Source organism: Ruegeria sp. HKCCD9138, from assembly GCF_057220975.1.
In genome coordinates this window covers 67825-81152 of sequence record NZ_JBWVAZ010000008.1, presented here as the reverse complement: position 1 = coordinate 81152, position 13328 = coordinate 67825, and the positions used below count along the sequence as shown (strand labels likewise).

Sequence of the window (13328 nt, the reverse complement as noted above, 5' to 3'; positions counted from 1 at the left end):
CCATGCCGACTTGTGGTCGATACGCAGTGCAAAACCGGGTGGATCACTTGAAAGGTAATAATAGTGCATCCTGATTTAACCTTTGTCATGGGTGGTGCCGCATCGGGAAAGTCGGTGTTTGCCGAGCAACTAGTTGTTTCTTCAGGAAAAAAGCGTATTTATGTCGCCACATCACAAGTGTTTGATGACGAAATGCGCCTAAAAGTTAAGCAGCATATTGCACAACGCGGCGATGGCTGGACCACGATCGAGGCCCCATTCGATCTGTCGCAGGCATTGGCAGACCTGACTTCGGACCATGTCTGCCTGATTGATTGCGCGACCATGTGGCTGACCAATCACCTTCTCGCCGAGCATGACCTGATGCAGGAACAGGCAACACTGATTGACGCCTTGAAGTCCTGTAAAGGGCAAATCGTGATCGTTTCGAACGAGGTCGGCCACGGAATTGTCCCCGAGAATGCCCTGGCCCGTCGATTTCGCGATGCGCAGGGGCGCCTGAATATTGCGCTGGCGGCACAAGCCGAACTTGTGGTGCAGGTGACGGCGGGGTTGCCACTGGTCCTAAAAGGGCAGTTGCCGTGACCCGGTTGCATCTGGTCCGCCACGGCCCGACCCATGCGAAAACCATGGTCGGGTGGTCGGACCTCCCGGCAGATCTGAGCGACCATGCGGCGCTCGACCGATTGCACGCGCACCTTCCTTCAGATGCGTTGGTTATATCATCCGATCTGTCACGCGCCGCGGACACGGCCTCGGCCATTCAGGGCGACCGTCGGCGCCTGCCGCACCACCCGGATCTGCGCGAGATCAATTTCGGCTCGTGGGAGATGCGATCCTTCGCCGAGATCGAGGCCGAAGACCCTGAACTGGCCTTTGCCTATTGGGACAACCCCGGCGAGGTTCGCCCGCCGCAAGGCGAAAGCTGGAATGATGTCCGTGCCCGGGTCGACACAGTAGTCGACACGCTGATTGCTCAACATTCAGGCCGCGACCTGATCGTGGTCGTCCATTTCGGTGTCATTCTGACCCAGATACAACGAGCCCTTGAATTGGACGCGCAACAGGCGTTTTCGCATCGCATTGACAACCTGTCGGTGACAGAAATCACGCATCTCGGCGACCGTTGGTCAGTCGGGCGCATCAATCACCATCCGTGATCTGCCGGCTCACAAATCTCTGATTTACGGACGTGGGTCTGTCGGACATCGTTGGCGAATGACCTATGACATTTATATCGGTGACCGCCTGTTCTCCAGCTGGTCTTTGCGCGGCTGGCTGATGCTTGAGAAGTTCGGCCTGCCCTATCGCAGCCACATGGTTGGCCTTTATTCGGGCACGATGCCCGAGGACATGAGGCCGCTTGCGCCAGCGCGGCTGGTTCCAGCCCTGCGCCTGCCTGACGGAACCGTTGTGGGCGAAAGCCTCGCCATGGCCGAAACACTGGCCGAGCGACACCCCGATGCTGGCCTTTGGCCCAAGGATCCAGCCTCTCGGGCGACCGCCCGCTGGCTCTGCGCCGAGATGGTGGCCGGGTTCACCGCCTTGCGCGGCCAATGCCCGATGCAGCTGCAGCACTGCTGGGACGGCTTTGAGCCCTCATCAGAAACCCGTGCGGATCTGGACCGCATCGAAACGCTTTGGGCACATGCTCGGTCAGTCTCAGGGGTGCCCCGCGGGCCGTTGTTTGGAGCCTATTCTCTGGCCGATGTATTCTACACCCCTGTTGCCGCTCGAATTATCGGTTACGGGCTGCGCATTTCGGACGCCAACCGAGACTATTGCCTTGAGCTGTTGTCGGATCTTTCCGTCCGACAATGGCGAGCGATGGGCCTGACGGTCTCCTACGATCCGTTTCCTTATGCGCAGGAATTGCCCTCTCGCCCGTGGCCGGTCGGTGGATCCTCACATGCCAAGCCGGTACCACACGGACCATCCGAAAACGCCGCATGCCCCTATTCCGGCAAGCCGGCAAAAGATTTTCTGGAAATGGACGGGAAAGTCTGGGGCTTCTGCAACCCGTTCTGCCGTGACAAAACCGTCGCCGATCCTGGGGCCTGGCCAAAATTCCTGACGATGTCCAGCGCCGTTAACGTTTCTTAAACCGCGGCCATGGCAGCAACGTCCTGTTAACCAAGAACAGGATTGCCATGGTCGCCCGCGCCCACACTGTTGCCTTTCAAGGGGTCGAAGCCCGCCCGGTCGAAGTTCAATGCGCAGTCTCTCCCGGTTTGCCCGCTTTTTCGATCGTCGGTCTTCCGGACAAGGCGGTTTCCGAGGCTCGCGACAGGGTGCGCAGCGCGCTCAGCTCAATGGCGATTGCGCTGCCTTCGAAACGCATTACCATCAACCTGTCCCCTGCCGATCTGCCCAAGGAAGGCAGCCATTTCGATCTGCCCATCGCCGTTGCCTTGCTGTCAGCGCTGGAAATCATCCCCTCGGATGCCGCGGAAGGGGCCGTGGCGCTTGGGGAGCTGTCGCTGGACGGCTCTCTGGTGCCCGTCGTTGGTGCCCTGCCCGCTGCCATGACGGCAGCCTCCGAGGACCGCGCCTTGCTTTGTCCGCGGGCTTCCAGCGCTGAAGCTGCGTGGGTGGATGCAACACAGGTCATCGGTGCCGGATCACTGGGGGATGTTGTGCGTCATTTCACCGGCCAATCCCCGTTGCCTGCGGCCACGCCGGGCGAAGTGGACCTCGCCCCCAGCAGCCGCGACTTGCGGGATGTAAAAGGCCAGGAACGCGCAAAACGGGCATTGGAAATCGCAGCCGCCGGTCGGCACCATCTGATCATGATCGGTACACCAGGCTCGGGGAAATCCATGCTGGCGGCGCGTTTACCCGGGATCCTGCCTGCGCTGACACCGGTCGAGGCGTTGGAAACATCAATGATACAGTCGCTTTGCGGCTTGTTGGACGAAGGCGGAATCAGTCGTTCCAGACCTTTTCGGGAACCGCACCACACCGCATCAATGGCCGCGATTGTAGGCGGGGGCAAAGGGGCCAAACCCGGCGAGATATCACTGGCGCATAATGGCGTACTATTTATGGATGAGTTTCCCGAGTTTCCGCGAACGGTTCTGGAAACCCTGCGCCAGCCCATCGAAACCGGCGAAGTGATGGTGGCCCGCGCCAACGCACACGTGAAATATCCCTGTCGGTTCATGCTGGTCGCAGCGGCCAATCCCTGCAAATGCGGTTACCTGACCGATCCATCCCGCGCCTGTTCGCGTGCCCCGGGATGTGGCGACGACTATCTTGGGCGCATCTCCGGCCCTTTGATGGATCGTTTCGACCTCCGCATCGAAGTCCCTCCGGTTGGATACACGGATCTCGACTTGCCACCATCGGGTGACAGCTCTTCCGCGGTGGCAGCGCGGGTCGAAGCGGCGCGGCAGATACAGGCCGATCGGTTCCGGGATATGCCGGAAACGCGGCAAAACGCCGATGTTGAGGGAAAACTGCTGGAAGAAATCGCGGCACCGGATGCGGAAGGGAAAGAGCTGCTGATGAAAGCCGCTGAGATGTTCGGGCTGTCGGCCCGCGCCTTTCATCGTATCCTGCGGGTTGCGCGCACCATTGCCGATCTGGAAGGCAGCGCAGATATTCGCCGCCCGCATGTGGCCGAGGCGTTAAGCTTTCGCATCAGCGCGCGGGTCGCGGCCTAGAACCTGGCTTCAATCGCATCCCAGATTTTGGCCGCTACATTGACGCCGTCGAACCGCTCCAACTCCTGAATACCGGTGGGCGAAGTCACGTTTATCTCGGTCAGGTAATCGCCGATCACATCAATCCCGACAAAAATCTGGCCCTTTTCCTTCAACAACGGCCCGATGGCAGCGCAGATTTCCAGGTCCCGATCCGATAAACCGATCTTTTCCGGGCGTCCGCCGACATGCATGTTCGAACGGGTTTCGCCTGCGGCAGGGATACGGTTGATCGCACCGACGGGTTCGCCGTCGACCAAAATCACCCGTTTGTCACCATTGCGGACATCGGGCAGGAATTTCTGCACGATCAGAGGTTCTCGCGAAAACCCGGTGAACAGCTCGTGCAGGGACGTCAGGTTGCGGTCATTCGCGTCCAGGCGGAACACCCCGGCACCTCCGTTCCCGTACAGCGGCTTCAGAATGATGTCGCCATGTTGTTCCTTGAACGCCTTAATGGTCTGCAAATCACGCGCAATGGTCGTTGGCGGCGTCAGATCGGGGAAATCCAGCACCAGCAGCTTTTCGGGGTAGTTGCGTACCCAGAACGGGTCATTCACCACCAATGTCTGTCCATTCAGACGATCCAGCAGATGGGTCGAAGTGATATAGTGCATGTCAAACGGAGGGTCCTGACGCAGCCAGACCACATCGAACTCGACCAGGTCCACCTCACGCTCAGGACCCAGGATGGCCGGATCGTCGGGAACACGCTGAACAGTCATGTCGTGACCGCGCGCCGTAATCCGGCCTTCCTGATAGGCCAATTGGTCCGGGCCATAGAAAAACAGCTGATGGCCGCGGGCCTGCGCCTCTTCGGCAAGACGAAACGAACTGTCGGCGTTGATGTCCACGACCCCGATCGGGTCCATCTGAAAGGCGATTTTCATGGCGCGTCCCTTGTATTGACGCCTGATACATGGCTCAGCATGTCCGGGGGTTCAATGCCGATCAGACCTGTCCGAACGCGTTTTCGATGATTTGAATGGCACCTGCGGTGTCAACCAGTGCCGCGTCAAAGCGCACGTTGGTCAATTGACCACCCGGTTCCTGTTCCAGAAACTGAGAAGCCGAAGCGCAGATTCGATCCATCTGTCGTCGATTGATACGCGCTGCAGCCTGCGCGAAACTGGCGCTTTTCTTGACTTCGATGAACACCAAACCGTCCGAACCCCGCGCGATGAGGTCAATTTCACCGCCAATCCCGCGCCAGCGCCGATGAACTATGGAGTAACCTCGCCGTTCGTAATCCTTGGCCACGCTCATTTCCGCCGCCTGCCCGGAATGAAAGGAAACAGAACCCCGGGCAGATCGTTTGGCCATGTCATCCCTTCCCCAGTTTCAAAGCCTTCTGGTAAATGGGCCGGCGCGGCAGATTGTACATTTCTGACACAAGATCAGCCGCATCCCGCACCGAATGGGTTTCCAGGGCTTTTTCCAGGGCCTGTTCTATGTCAGATTCGTTAACAGAGGGCGAATGCCCGCGATCCACCAGCAAAACGACTTCTCCTTTCACCGATGCTCCCTGATACTCTGCGGCCAGCTCACCCAGGGTGCCGCGCCTGACTTCTTCGAATTTTTTGGTGAGCTCCCGGCACAGCGCCACCTGACGATCCGCACCAAGCACTTGCGCTAAGTCCGAAAGGCAGGCTGCCACACGCTTGGGCGATTCGTAGAATACAAGCGTTCCGGGGATATCGCGGAGGGTCTCGATCCGCGTACGGCGCGCGCCCGTGGCGTTAGGCAGAAACCCTGCAAAAAAGAACGCATCCGTTGGCAAGCCGGCCAGCGTCAGCGCCGTCAGCACCGCCGAAGGGCCCGGTGCGCAGGTAACCATAAAGCCTGCCTCGGCCGCTTGCTTCCCCAGATCATAGCCCGGATCGGCGATCAGCGGCATACCCGCTTCGGATGCGTAAGCGACCGATTTGCCCTGCTCCAGCGCCTCAATGATTTTGCCCCGCGCGCCAACACCGCTGTGATCGTGATAGGCCAGAACGCGGCGTCCCTCCAACGGCACGCCGTGGATCTCCATCAGGCGCCGCAGGCTCCGGGTGTCCTCGGCTGCGATCACATCAGCCGAGGCAAGCACATCCAACGCCCTGAGCGTGATGTCGCGTGCGGTGCCGATCGGGGTAGCGACGAAATACAGGCCGGCGCTCAATCTTACCTTTTGGAAATTCAAAGCTGGACCCTCACAGCGTGACGTTTATTATCGCGGCTCAACAGAATGGCAGCAGCTTTGGCCGCTGGATCAGGGAGTTTTCATTTAGATGTTTACCGTTTGCAAGCCCGTTCGCAAGCTGGCGAAATCCGCCGCAATCCTCGCCACCGCAGCGTTTCTGGCCGCATGCGAGCCGGGCGGGCTGGGCGGAGGCCCCTCGATCAACACATCCGAACCGGTTCCGGTGGCCCTTCTGGTTCCCAGCGGCTCGCCGCAAGCCGGTGATGCGGCGTTGGCCCGCAGCCTTGAAAATGCGGCGCGTCTGGCCATGTCCGATTTGCAGAATGTTCAGATCGATCTGCGCGTATATGATACGGCGGGCAATGCAACAACCGCGACGGCAGTTGCGCAACAGGCTGTGGCGGACGGGGCCAAGATCATCATCGGGCCGGTTTACGCGCAGGCGGCCAATGCTGCAGGCCTCGCGGTTTTAAACAACAACGTCAACGTTCTGTCCTTTTCGAACAACACCAGCATCGCCGGTGGCAACGTCTTTGTCCTGGGACCGACATTCGAAAACACGGCGAACCGCTTGGTCAGCTACGCGGGGCAGCAAGGCAAAAACGGCATGGTGATCGTTCATAGCAATGACGCGGCCGGCAATCTTGGACAATCCGCTATCGCCGGCGCACTGACCAATAGTCGGGTCAACAACGCCGGAACGGTGGGTTATGACCGTTCGCAACAGGGCGTGATCAACTCGGTCCCGACGATCAAGGCAACTGTCGACAATAACGGGGCGGATTCGATCTTCATGACCGCCACCACCGCCGGGGCACTGCCTTTGCTGACACAATTGCTGCCCGAGGCCGGCGTATCACCGGCGACCACGCAGTATATCGGTCTGACCCGCTGGGATATCCCGGCACAAACGCTTGAACTGCCGGGCGTTCAGGGCGGCTGGTTCGCATTGCCTGATCCCGCCAAGGCACAGGCCTATCGTCAGCGTTACAACAATACCTATGGCGAAGCCCCGCACCCGATCAGCGGACTTGCTTATGACGGCATTGCCGCCATCGCCGCATTGGTAAGCCAGGGGAATTCCAACGCACTGTCTGCGGCCGCTTTGACGCAAAACGCAGGCTTTCAGGGAGTCGGTGGAATTTTCCGTCTGCGCCCGAATGGTACCAACGAACGCGGTCTGGCTGTGGCCACGATCCAGAACAAACAGGTGGTTGTGATTGACCCTGCCCCACAAAGCTTCACTGGCGCCGGCTTCTGATCAGCCTGCCGGGCCCGGTGCGCCTGAAGGCGCACTGATCTGCCCGGCTGAAGAGATTTTCGACAGCGCCGGCGTTTCCGCCCAGCTTTCGAACGCCTTCGAGACCAGCCAAGACAATACTGCGCTACGCTCTGAAACAGTGCGTATCCTGCGCGAAGCGCAGAAAACGGGCCGTGAGGTTATTGCACGCGCCTTTGAACAGCGTCCCTTTGATGCACGTCACCTGACGCGTTCGTATACTTATCTGACCGATCAACTGGTCTGCACGGCTATGCAGGTATCCAGCGAGCGTCTCCATCCGCTTGCGACGCCAACGCAGGGCGAGAAAATAGCTGTTCTGGCAGTCGGAGGGTATGGGCGCGGGGAAATGGCGCCGTTTTCGGATGTGGATCTGTTGTTTCTGACACCCTACAAGATCACCGCCTGGGCCGAGAGCGTGATCGAATCCATGCTCTACATCCTTTGGGATCTGCGACTGAAGGTTGGCCATTCCTCCCGAACGATCAAGGACTGTCTGCGTCTGGGGGCGGATGATTTCACCATTCGCACGGCGATGCTGGAGCAACGTTTTCTGGCTGGCGACAACACTCTGGCCGCCGAACTGGACCAGCGCCTCAAAAACGAGCTGTTCAAAGGAAGCGAACGCGACTTCATCGAAGCCAAACTTCAGGAACGCGATGCCCGCCACCTCAAACAGGGCGAGCGCTATATGGTTGAGCCGAACGTCAAGGAGGGCAAAGGTGGTCTGCGCGACCTGCAATCGCTCTATTGGATCGCCAAATACATCTACGGCGTTCAGGATGTGGCTGAACTGGTTCCGCTGGGCCTGTTTACACCCGATGAGTTCAAGGGATTTGTGCAGGCCGAAGATTTCCTTTGGGCCGTCCGCTCACATCTGCACCTGGTGACCGGGCGTGCAACGGAACAGCTGACTTTTGACCTGCAGGTCGAAGTCGCCGACCGCATGGGATACGAAGACAGGGCCGGGCGCCGCGCGGTCGAGGTCTTCATGCAGCGCTATTTTCGCGAGGCGACGCGCGTTGGCGAACTGACCCGTATCTTCCTGACCAAGCTGGAAGCGGCCCATATGAAGGGCGCACCGATGCTCGAGCGCATCTTTCGCCGCCGGCCACGTGTCAAAGCGGGTTACAAGGTTGTCCACGGCCGGCTGGACGTGGCCGACCCGGACAAATTCCTGTCCGACAAGGTCAACCTTCTGCGCCTGTTTGAAGAAGGGCTGCGCACCGGGTTACTGATCCACCCGGACGCGATGCGGCTGGTCACTGCAAATCTGAACCTGATCGACGACGACATGCGCAACGACAAGGAAGCGCGGCGGATATTCCTTGACCTGATGCTTAAGCATGGCAACCCGGAACGCGCCTTGCGGCGGATGAACGAACTGGGCGTTTTGTCCGCCTTTTTGCCCGAATTCGAACATATCGTGGCGATGATGCAGTTCAACATGTATCACAGCTATACAGTGGACGAGCACACCATTCAGTGCATCGTGAACCTCGCTCAGATCGAACGTGGCGAGCTGGTTGAATCGCTGCCTTTGGCGTCGTCCATTCTGAAAGAAGGCGTCAATCGAAAGGTTCTATATGTAGCCTTGCTGCTGCATGACATCGCCAAGGGGCGGCCCGAGGATCATTCTATTCTGGGCGCACAGATTGCGCGCAAGGTGGCGCCGCGGCTAGGTCTGAACAAGACAGATTCCGAGACGGTCGAATGGCTGGTTCGCTATCATCTGCTGATGTCGGATATGGCGCAGAAACGCGACATCTCTGACCCCCGGACGGTTCGCGACTTTGCCAAAGCGGTCCAGACGGTCAAGCGGCTGGACCTGCTGACGGTGCTGACGGTTTGCGACATTCGCGGCGTCGGGCCAAATACGTGGAACAACTGGAAGGCCACGTTGCTTCGCGCCCTGCATGCCGAAACCAAACGCGCGCTTGAAACCGGTATGGAAGACCTGAACCGCGAAAACCGCGGAGCCGAGGCCAAAAGAGCGCTCCGGGCCGCGTTGCAGGACTGGTCCAAGGCTGACCTCAAGGCGGAAACGGGCCGTCATTACGCGCCTTACTGGCAGGGCCTGAACCTGTCGACGCATTTGGAATTCGCCAACATGCTGCACACACTCGAGCGCAGCGGTGATCCTGGCGCGATGGAGATCCGCCTGCATCCGGACGAAGATCGCGATGCCACCCGGGCCTGTTTCGCCATGGGTGATCATCCGGGCATCTTTGCGCGAATTGCCGGGGCCCTGGCTCTGGTCGGTGCCAATGTGGTGGATGCGCGCAGCTATACCACCAAGGACGGCTACGTGACGGATGCGTTCTGGATACAGGACGCCGAAGGCCACCCGTTCGAAGCCTCTCGCCTGCCGCGTTTGACCCAGATGATCCACAAGACGCTCAAAGGCGAGGTCGTGGCCCGCGAGGCGCTCAAATCCCGCGACAAGATCAAGAAACGGGAACGCGCCTTCAGCGTGCCGACACATATCACGTTCGACAACGACGGCTCGGAAATCTACACGATCATCGAGGTCGACACCCGCGACCGCCCCGGTCTGCTTTATGACCTGACCAGAACGCTGGCGGCGGCGAATGTCTACATCGCCAACGCGGTGATCGCGACCTATGGTGAACAGGTGGTGGATACCTTCTACGTCAAGGACATGTTTGGCCTGAAATACCATTCAGAAAGCAAACAACGCAGCCTGGAGAGCAAACTGCGCACCGCCATCACCGAAGGTGCGGAGCGTGCCGCCTCATGAAACAAATCCGGTTGTTCTCGGGCCTGTTCACGGTTGGCTTCTGGACCCTGGCCAGTCGCATTCTGGGGTTCCTGCGAGAGATTCTGCTGACCGCCTATATCGGACCGGGGCCGGTGATGGACGCATTCGTTGCCGCCTTTCGCCTGCCGAACATGTTCCGCCGTTTCTTTGCCGAGGGTGCTTTCAACGCGGCCTTTGTACCGATGTTCTCCAAGCGGCTGGAGGGAGACGAGAACGCCCTGGGCTTTGCTCAGGACGCGTTCAACCTGCTGGCCGTCGCCGTTCTGGCCCTGGTCGGGCTGGCCATGGTTTTCATGCCTGCGCTGGTATGGCTCACGGCCGAGGGGTTTTATGGTGACGAACGTTTCGACCTCGCTGTCGATTATGGATATGTGGTTTTTCCCTATATTCTGTTCATGTCGCTGGCCGCATTGTTCTCGGGCGTCCTGAACGCCACGGGCCGGTTCGCTGCCGCCGCTGCCGCACCTGTTCTGTTGAATATCTTCGCCTGTTCGGCCCTGATCCTTGGCGCGATGTCCGGTGGCGAGGTGATCCGATGGCTGATCACCGTCATACCCATTGCAGGCATCGCCCAGCTGGCCTTGGTGTGGATCGCTACAGAACGTGCTGGTTTCCGCATACGTCCGGGGATGCCAAAGCTCAGCAGGGAGATGCGCAATCTGGTCCGCATAGCTGTCCCTGCGGCACTGGCGATGGGCGTGACGCAGGTCAATCTGGTTGTCGGACAGCTGGTCGCGTCCAAAACCGAGAAGGCAGTCAGTTGGTTGTTCGCCGCAGACCGCCTGTATCAGCTACCTTTGGGTGTGGTTGGGATTGCGGTGGGTATCGTGTTGTTGCCCGACCTCTCTCGGCGCCTGCGGGCAGATGACAAGACGGGCGCACGCAATGCGTTTTCGCGGGCCGGTGAATTCATGCTGCTGCTGACAATCCCGTCGACAGTGGCATTTGTCATCATTCCAAACCCGCTGGTTTCAGTTCTGTTCCAGCGCGGCCAGTTCAGCGCTGAAGATACAGCCGCGACAGCTCTGGCGGTGGCGATCTACGGCATCGGCTTACCTGCCTTCATGTTGCAGAAGCTGCTGCAACCACTGTTCTTCGCGCGCGAGGATACCCGGTCGCCTTTCCACTATGCCCTTGTGGCCATGGTGGTGAACGCGGTTCTGGCCTTTGGTCTCTATCCCGTGGTCGGGTGGATTGCCCCGGCCATCGCGGCGTCGACCGCTGGCTGGGCCATGGTTGCCCTTCTGGTTATTGGGGCACGCCGGATGGGGGATGAGGCGCGGTTTGACGACCGGTTCAAACGACGGGCCTGGCGGATCGTGGCGGCATCGGCAGGGATGGGTGTCGTGCTCTTTGCCGCTGTCCATTTGTTCGGCTGGGCGTTCGAATTGTCAGGCTGGCGTTATCTGGCTCTGTTGCTGCTTATCAAGGTTGCGGCCGCCACTTATTTCTTTCTTGGGCATCTGTTCAAAGCCTTTGAGATCTCGGATTTCAAGCGCGCCCTGCGACGCTCGTAACGGATCAATCCCGACGGATGCGGCCAACAATGCGCGCCCAGCCGCCAGGAGCCAGAAAGAAGGACAGGCCGAACCCCGTGGCGAAACCGCCAAGATCCGCGACCCAGTCAGACGTGCCGCCAAAGATCAGGCCGAACAACAGCTGAATGCCCATCAGAACGGCAATCAGTTGAAATGCTCGGGCCTGATTTTCCCCGACCAAGGACAGCTTTCGCCACAGAAGCCACGTAAAAGCGCCGATCAGACCGTAGACCGGTGGAAACCCTCCGACCAGCGGATAGGACGGATTCAGCAGCAGCGCATAGATCAACGCACCACCCACGCCGGACAGAACAAAGATCAGCAGCATCTGGAGACTTCCGAAAACCTCGGCAACCATCTTGCCCATGGCCAGTATGAAGACGCACACAAAGATGGCTTGCGTGAAACTGCCTGACACGAAGGGATACGTGACAAAGCGGAGGACATGTTCGAACGGCCAGCGCCCGTTTTGGACCATCCAATCGAAGATATCGGGAGAAAAGGAATAATGCTGTAGTGCGTCCAACCTCCAGCCAACCGCTGATGGCCCGCCGATAAGCCCCCGGCTTCCCAGCAAGAAAGCCAGCTCGATCCCCATGATGAACAAAGCCAGCGCCACCACAACAGGCGGCAACGGGTTTACGGGCGGTGTATTATGCTCACTGCTCATTGGGCAGGCCTTTCGCGGCTGTTGACGTCCCTTGGCCTCATGGGTAAGCGACGGGGGCTGATTTTTCCAGACGGGAGTTCCCTTCGATGACTGAGACCCAGTTCACGCCGCGCGTGTTTTCCGGCATCCAGCCTTCGGGAAACCTGCACCTTGGCAATTATCTGGGTGCGCTCAAGCGTTTCGTGGATATGCAGGGACCAGATATGGAGACGGTCTATTGCATGGTCGATCTTCATGCGATCACCGTCTGGCAGGACCCCAAAGAGCTGGCACACTCGACCCGTGAATTGTGCGCGGGATTTATCGCGGCCGGAATCGACCCCGAACGCTCGATCCTGTTCAATCAAAGCCAGGTTCCCGAACACGCACAACTCGCGTGGATTTTCAACTGTGTCGCCCGGATGGGCTGGATGCAGCGGATGACCCAGTGGAAGGACAAGGCAGGAAAGAACCAGCAGAACGCCTCGCTGGGGCTGTTCGCTTACCCGTCGCTGATGGCCGCAGATATCCTGATCTATCACGCGACCCACGTGCCTGTAGGTGATGACCAGAAACAGCATCTGGAACTGACACGGGACATTGCAATCAAGTTCAACAATGATTTTGGCGTCGATTTCTTCCCGATCACAGAACCGGTGATCGAAGGCGCGGCAACGCGTGTCATGAGCCTGCGGGACGGGTCCAAGAAGATGTCGAAATCCGACCCGTCAGACATGAGCCGGATCAACATGACCGACGATGCCGATGCCATTGCCAAAAAGATCCGCAAGGCCAAGACGGACCCGGATGCCCTGCCTTCCGAAGTTGACGGTCTGGAAGAGCGCCCCGAGGCACGAAACCTTGTGAATATCTATGCCGCGCTCAGCGACCAGACGGTCGAGCAGGTTCTGGCCGACGTTGGCGGCAAGCAGTTCGGTGAATTCAAACCCATGCTTGCCGACCTGGCGGTTTCGAAACTGTCACCGATCTCGTCGGAAATGGCGCGTCTGATGGGTGACGAAACCGAGATTGACCGTATCCTGGCGCGGGGTGCAGAACGAGCACGCGAGATAGCAACTCCGATCCTGAAACAGACTTACGAGATTGTCGGCATGGTCGGCGCGGGCAAGTCCTGAACCTCACCTGAACCACATGAGAACGCCGCCCACGTCCGGGGCGGCGATTTTTATTGCA

Annotated in this window: 12 protein-coding genes; 8 read left to right on the top strand and 4 right to left on the bottom strand. The window is 59.2% G+C overall.

Features of this window, described 5'->3' with window-relative positions:
- Positions 1-63: 63 nt before the first annotated feature.
- Genes cobU through AC2TEL_RS14455 form a run of 4 tightly spaced genes read left to right on the top strand, consistent with a single transcriptional unit; the run spans position 64 to position 3665 of the window.
- Positions 64-585: a bifunctional adenosylcobinamide kinase/adenosylcobinamide-phosphate guanylyltransferase gene (gene cobU / locus AC2TEL_RS14470; protein ID WP_480844090.1), complete on the top strand. Its 522-nt coding sequence runs from the start codon at positions 64-66 to the stop codon at positions 583-585.
- The gene (locus AC2TEL_RS14465; RefSeq protein WP_480844089.1) at positions 582-1160 is read left to right on the top strand and encodes a histidine phosphatase family protein; all 579 of its coding nucleotides are present in this window, start codon (positions 582-584) and stop codon (positions 1158-1160) included. Before cobU ends, AC2TEL_RS14465 begins: the two co-directional genes overlap by 4 nt.
- A gap of 58 nt (positions 1161-1218) precedes the next feature.
- Positions 1219-2103 carry a glutathione S-transferase gene (locus AC2TEL_RS14460; protein WP_480904758.1) on the top strand — a complete coding sequence of 295 codons (885 nt, stop codon included), beginning with the start codon at positions 1219-1221 and terminating at the stop codon, positions 2101-2103.
- A gap of 47 nt (positions 2104-2150) precedes the next feature.
- A complete protein-coding gene (locus AC2TEL_RS14455) occupies positions 2151-3665 on the top strand; it encodes a YifB family Mg chelatase-like AAA ATPase (RefSeq protein WP_480844087.1) in 1515 nt (504 codons plus the stop codon).
- Here AC2TEL_RS14455 and gshB read toward each other — a convergent pair.
- The 3 genes from gshB to rsmI form a co-directional block, all read right to left on the bottom strand.
- Positions 3662-4594 carry a glutathione synthase gene (gene gshB, locus AC2TEL_RS14450; RefSeq protein WP_480844086.1) on the bottom strand — a complete coding sequence of 311 codons (933 nt, stop codon included), beginning with the start codon at positions 4592-4594 and terminating at the stop codon, positions 3662-3664. The genes AC2TEL_RS14455 and gshB overlap by 4 nt on opposite strands.
- A gap of 61 nt (positions 4595-4655) precedes the next feature.
- Positions 4656-5027, bottom strand: coding sequence for a YraN family protein (locus tag AC2TEL_RS14445; RefSeq protein ID WP_480904756.1), 372 nt, complete (start codon positions 5025-5027; stop codon positions 4656-4658).
- A gap of 1 nt (position 5028) precedes the next feature.
- Positions 5029-5886 (bottom strand): 16S rRNA (cytidine(1402)-2'-O)-methyltransferase, encoded by an 858-nt coding sequence (gene rsmI, locus AC2TEL_RS14440; protein ID WP_480904753.1) that lies wholly within the window; start codon positions 5884-5886, stop codon positions 5029-5031.
- Positions 5887-5974: 88 nt separating this feature from the next.
- Here rsmI and AC2TEL_RS14435 point away from each other — a divergent pair, with 88 nt between their 5' ends.
- From AC2TEL_RS14435 to murJ, 3 genes are read left to right on the top strand one after another with little or no spacing between them, the layout of a single operon-like run.
- On the top strand, positions 5975-7147 hold the full coding sequence (locus AC2TEL_RS14435; protein ID WP_480844083.1) for a penicillin-binding protein activator: 1173 nt from the start codon (positions 5975-5977) through the stop codon (positions 7145-7147).
- The gene (locus tag AC2TEL_RS14430) at positions 7107-9926 is read left to right on the top strand and encodes a [protein-PII] uridylyltransferase (protein WP_480904750.1); all 2820 of its coding nucleotides are present in this window, start codon (positions 7107-7109) and stop codon (positions 9924-9926) included. Before AC2TEL_RS14435 ends, AC2TEL_RS14430 begins: the two co-directional genes overlap by 41 nt.
- Positions 9923-11464: a murein biosynthesis integral membrane protein MurJ gene (murJ, locus tag AC2TEL_RS14425; RefSeq protein WP_480904747.1), complete on the top strand. Its 1542-nt coding sequence runs from the start codon at positions 9923-9925 to the stop codon at positions 11462-11464. The genes AC2TEL_RS14430 and murJ overlap by 4 nt, the downstream gene beginning before the upstream one ends.
- Positions 11465-11468: 4 nt before the next feature.
- Here the strand turns inward: murJ and AC2TEL_RS14420 are convergent, their stop codons facing one another.
- Positions 11469-12155 (bottom strand): rhomboid family intramembrane serine protease, encoded by a 687-nt coding sequence (locus tag AC2TEL_RS14420; protein WP_480904744.1) that lies wholly within the window; start codon positions 12153-12155, stop codon positions 11469-11471.
- A gap of 86 nt (positions 12156-12241) precedes the next feature.
- On the opposite strand from AC2TEL_RS14420, the gene trpS reads away from it, so the two are divergent.
- Complete coding sequence (gene trpS / locus AC2TEL_RS14415) at positions 12242-13270, top strand: tryptophan--tRNA ligase (protein ID WP_480904741.1); 1029 nt, start codon at positions 12242-12244, stop codon at positions 13268-13270.
- The last annotated feature ends 58 nt before the right edge of the window (positions 13271-13328 follow it).

Excerpts from the sequence above, each read along its gene's own strand:
- AC2TEL_RS14460 (WP_480904758.1), top strand. The coding sequence starts at position 1,219 with ATGACCTATGACATTTATATCGGTGACCGCCTGTTCTCCAGCTGGTCT.
- AC2TEL_RS14455 (WP_480844087.1), top strand. The coding sequence starts at position 2,151 with ATGGTCGCCCGCGCCCACACTGTTGCCTTTCAAGGGGTCGAAGCCCGC.
- gshB (WP_480844086.1), bottom strand. The coding sequence starts at position 4,594 with ATGAAAATCGCCTTTCAGATGGACCCGATCGGGGTCGTGGACATCAAC.
- AC2TEL_RS14445 (WP_480904756.1), bottom strand. The coding sequence starts at position 5,027 with ATGGCCAAACGATCTGCCCGGGGTTCTGTTTCCTTTCATTCCGGGCAG.
- AC2TEL_RS14435 (WP_480844083.1), top strand. The coding sequence starts at position 5,975 with ATGTTTACCGTTTGCAAGCCCGTTCGCAAGCTGGCGAAATCCGCCGCA.
- murJ (WP_480904747.1), top strand. The coding sequence starts at position 9,923 with ATGAAACAAATCCGGTTGTTCTCGGGCCTGTTCACGGTTGGCTTCTGG.
- AC2TEL_RS14420 (WP_480904744.1), bottom strand. The coding sequence starts at position 12,155 with ATGAGCAGTGAGCATAATACACCGCCCGTAAACCCGTTGCCGCCTGTT.
- trpS (WP_480904741.1), top strand. The coding sequence starts at position 12,242 with ATGACTGAGACCCAGTTCACGCCGCGCGTGTTTTCCGGCATCCAGCCT.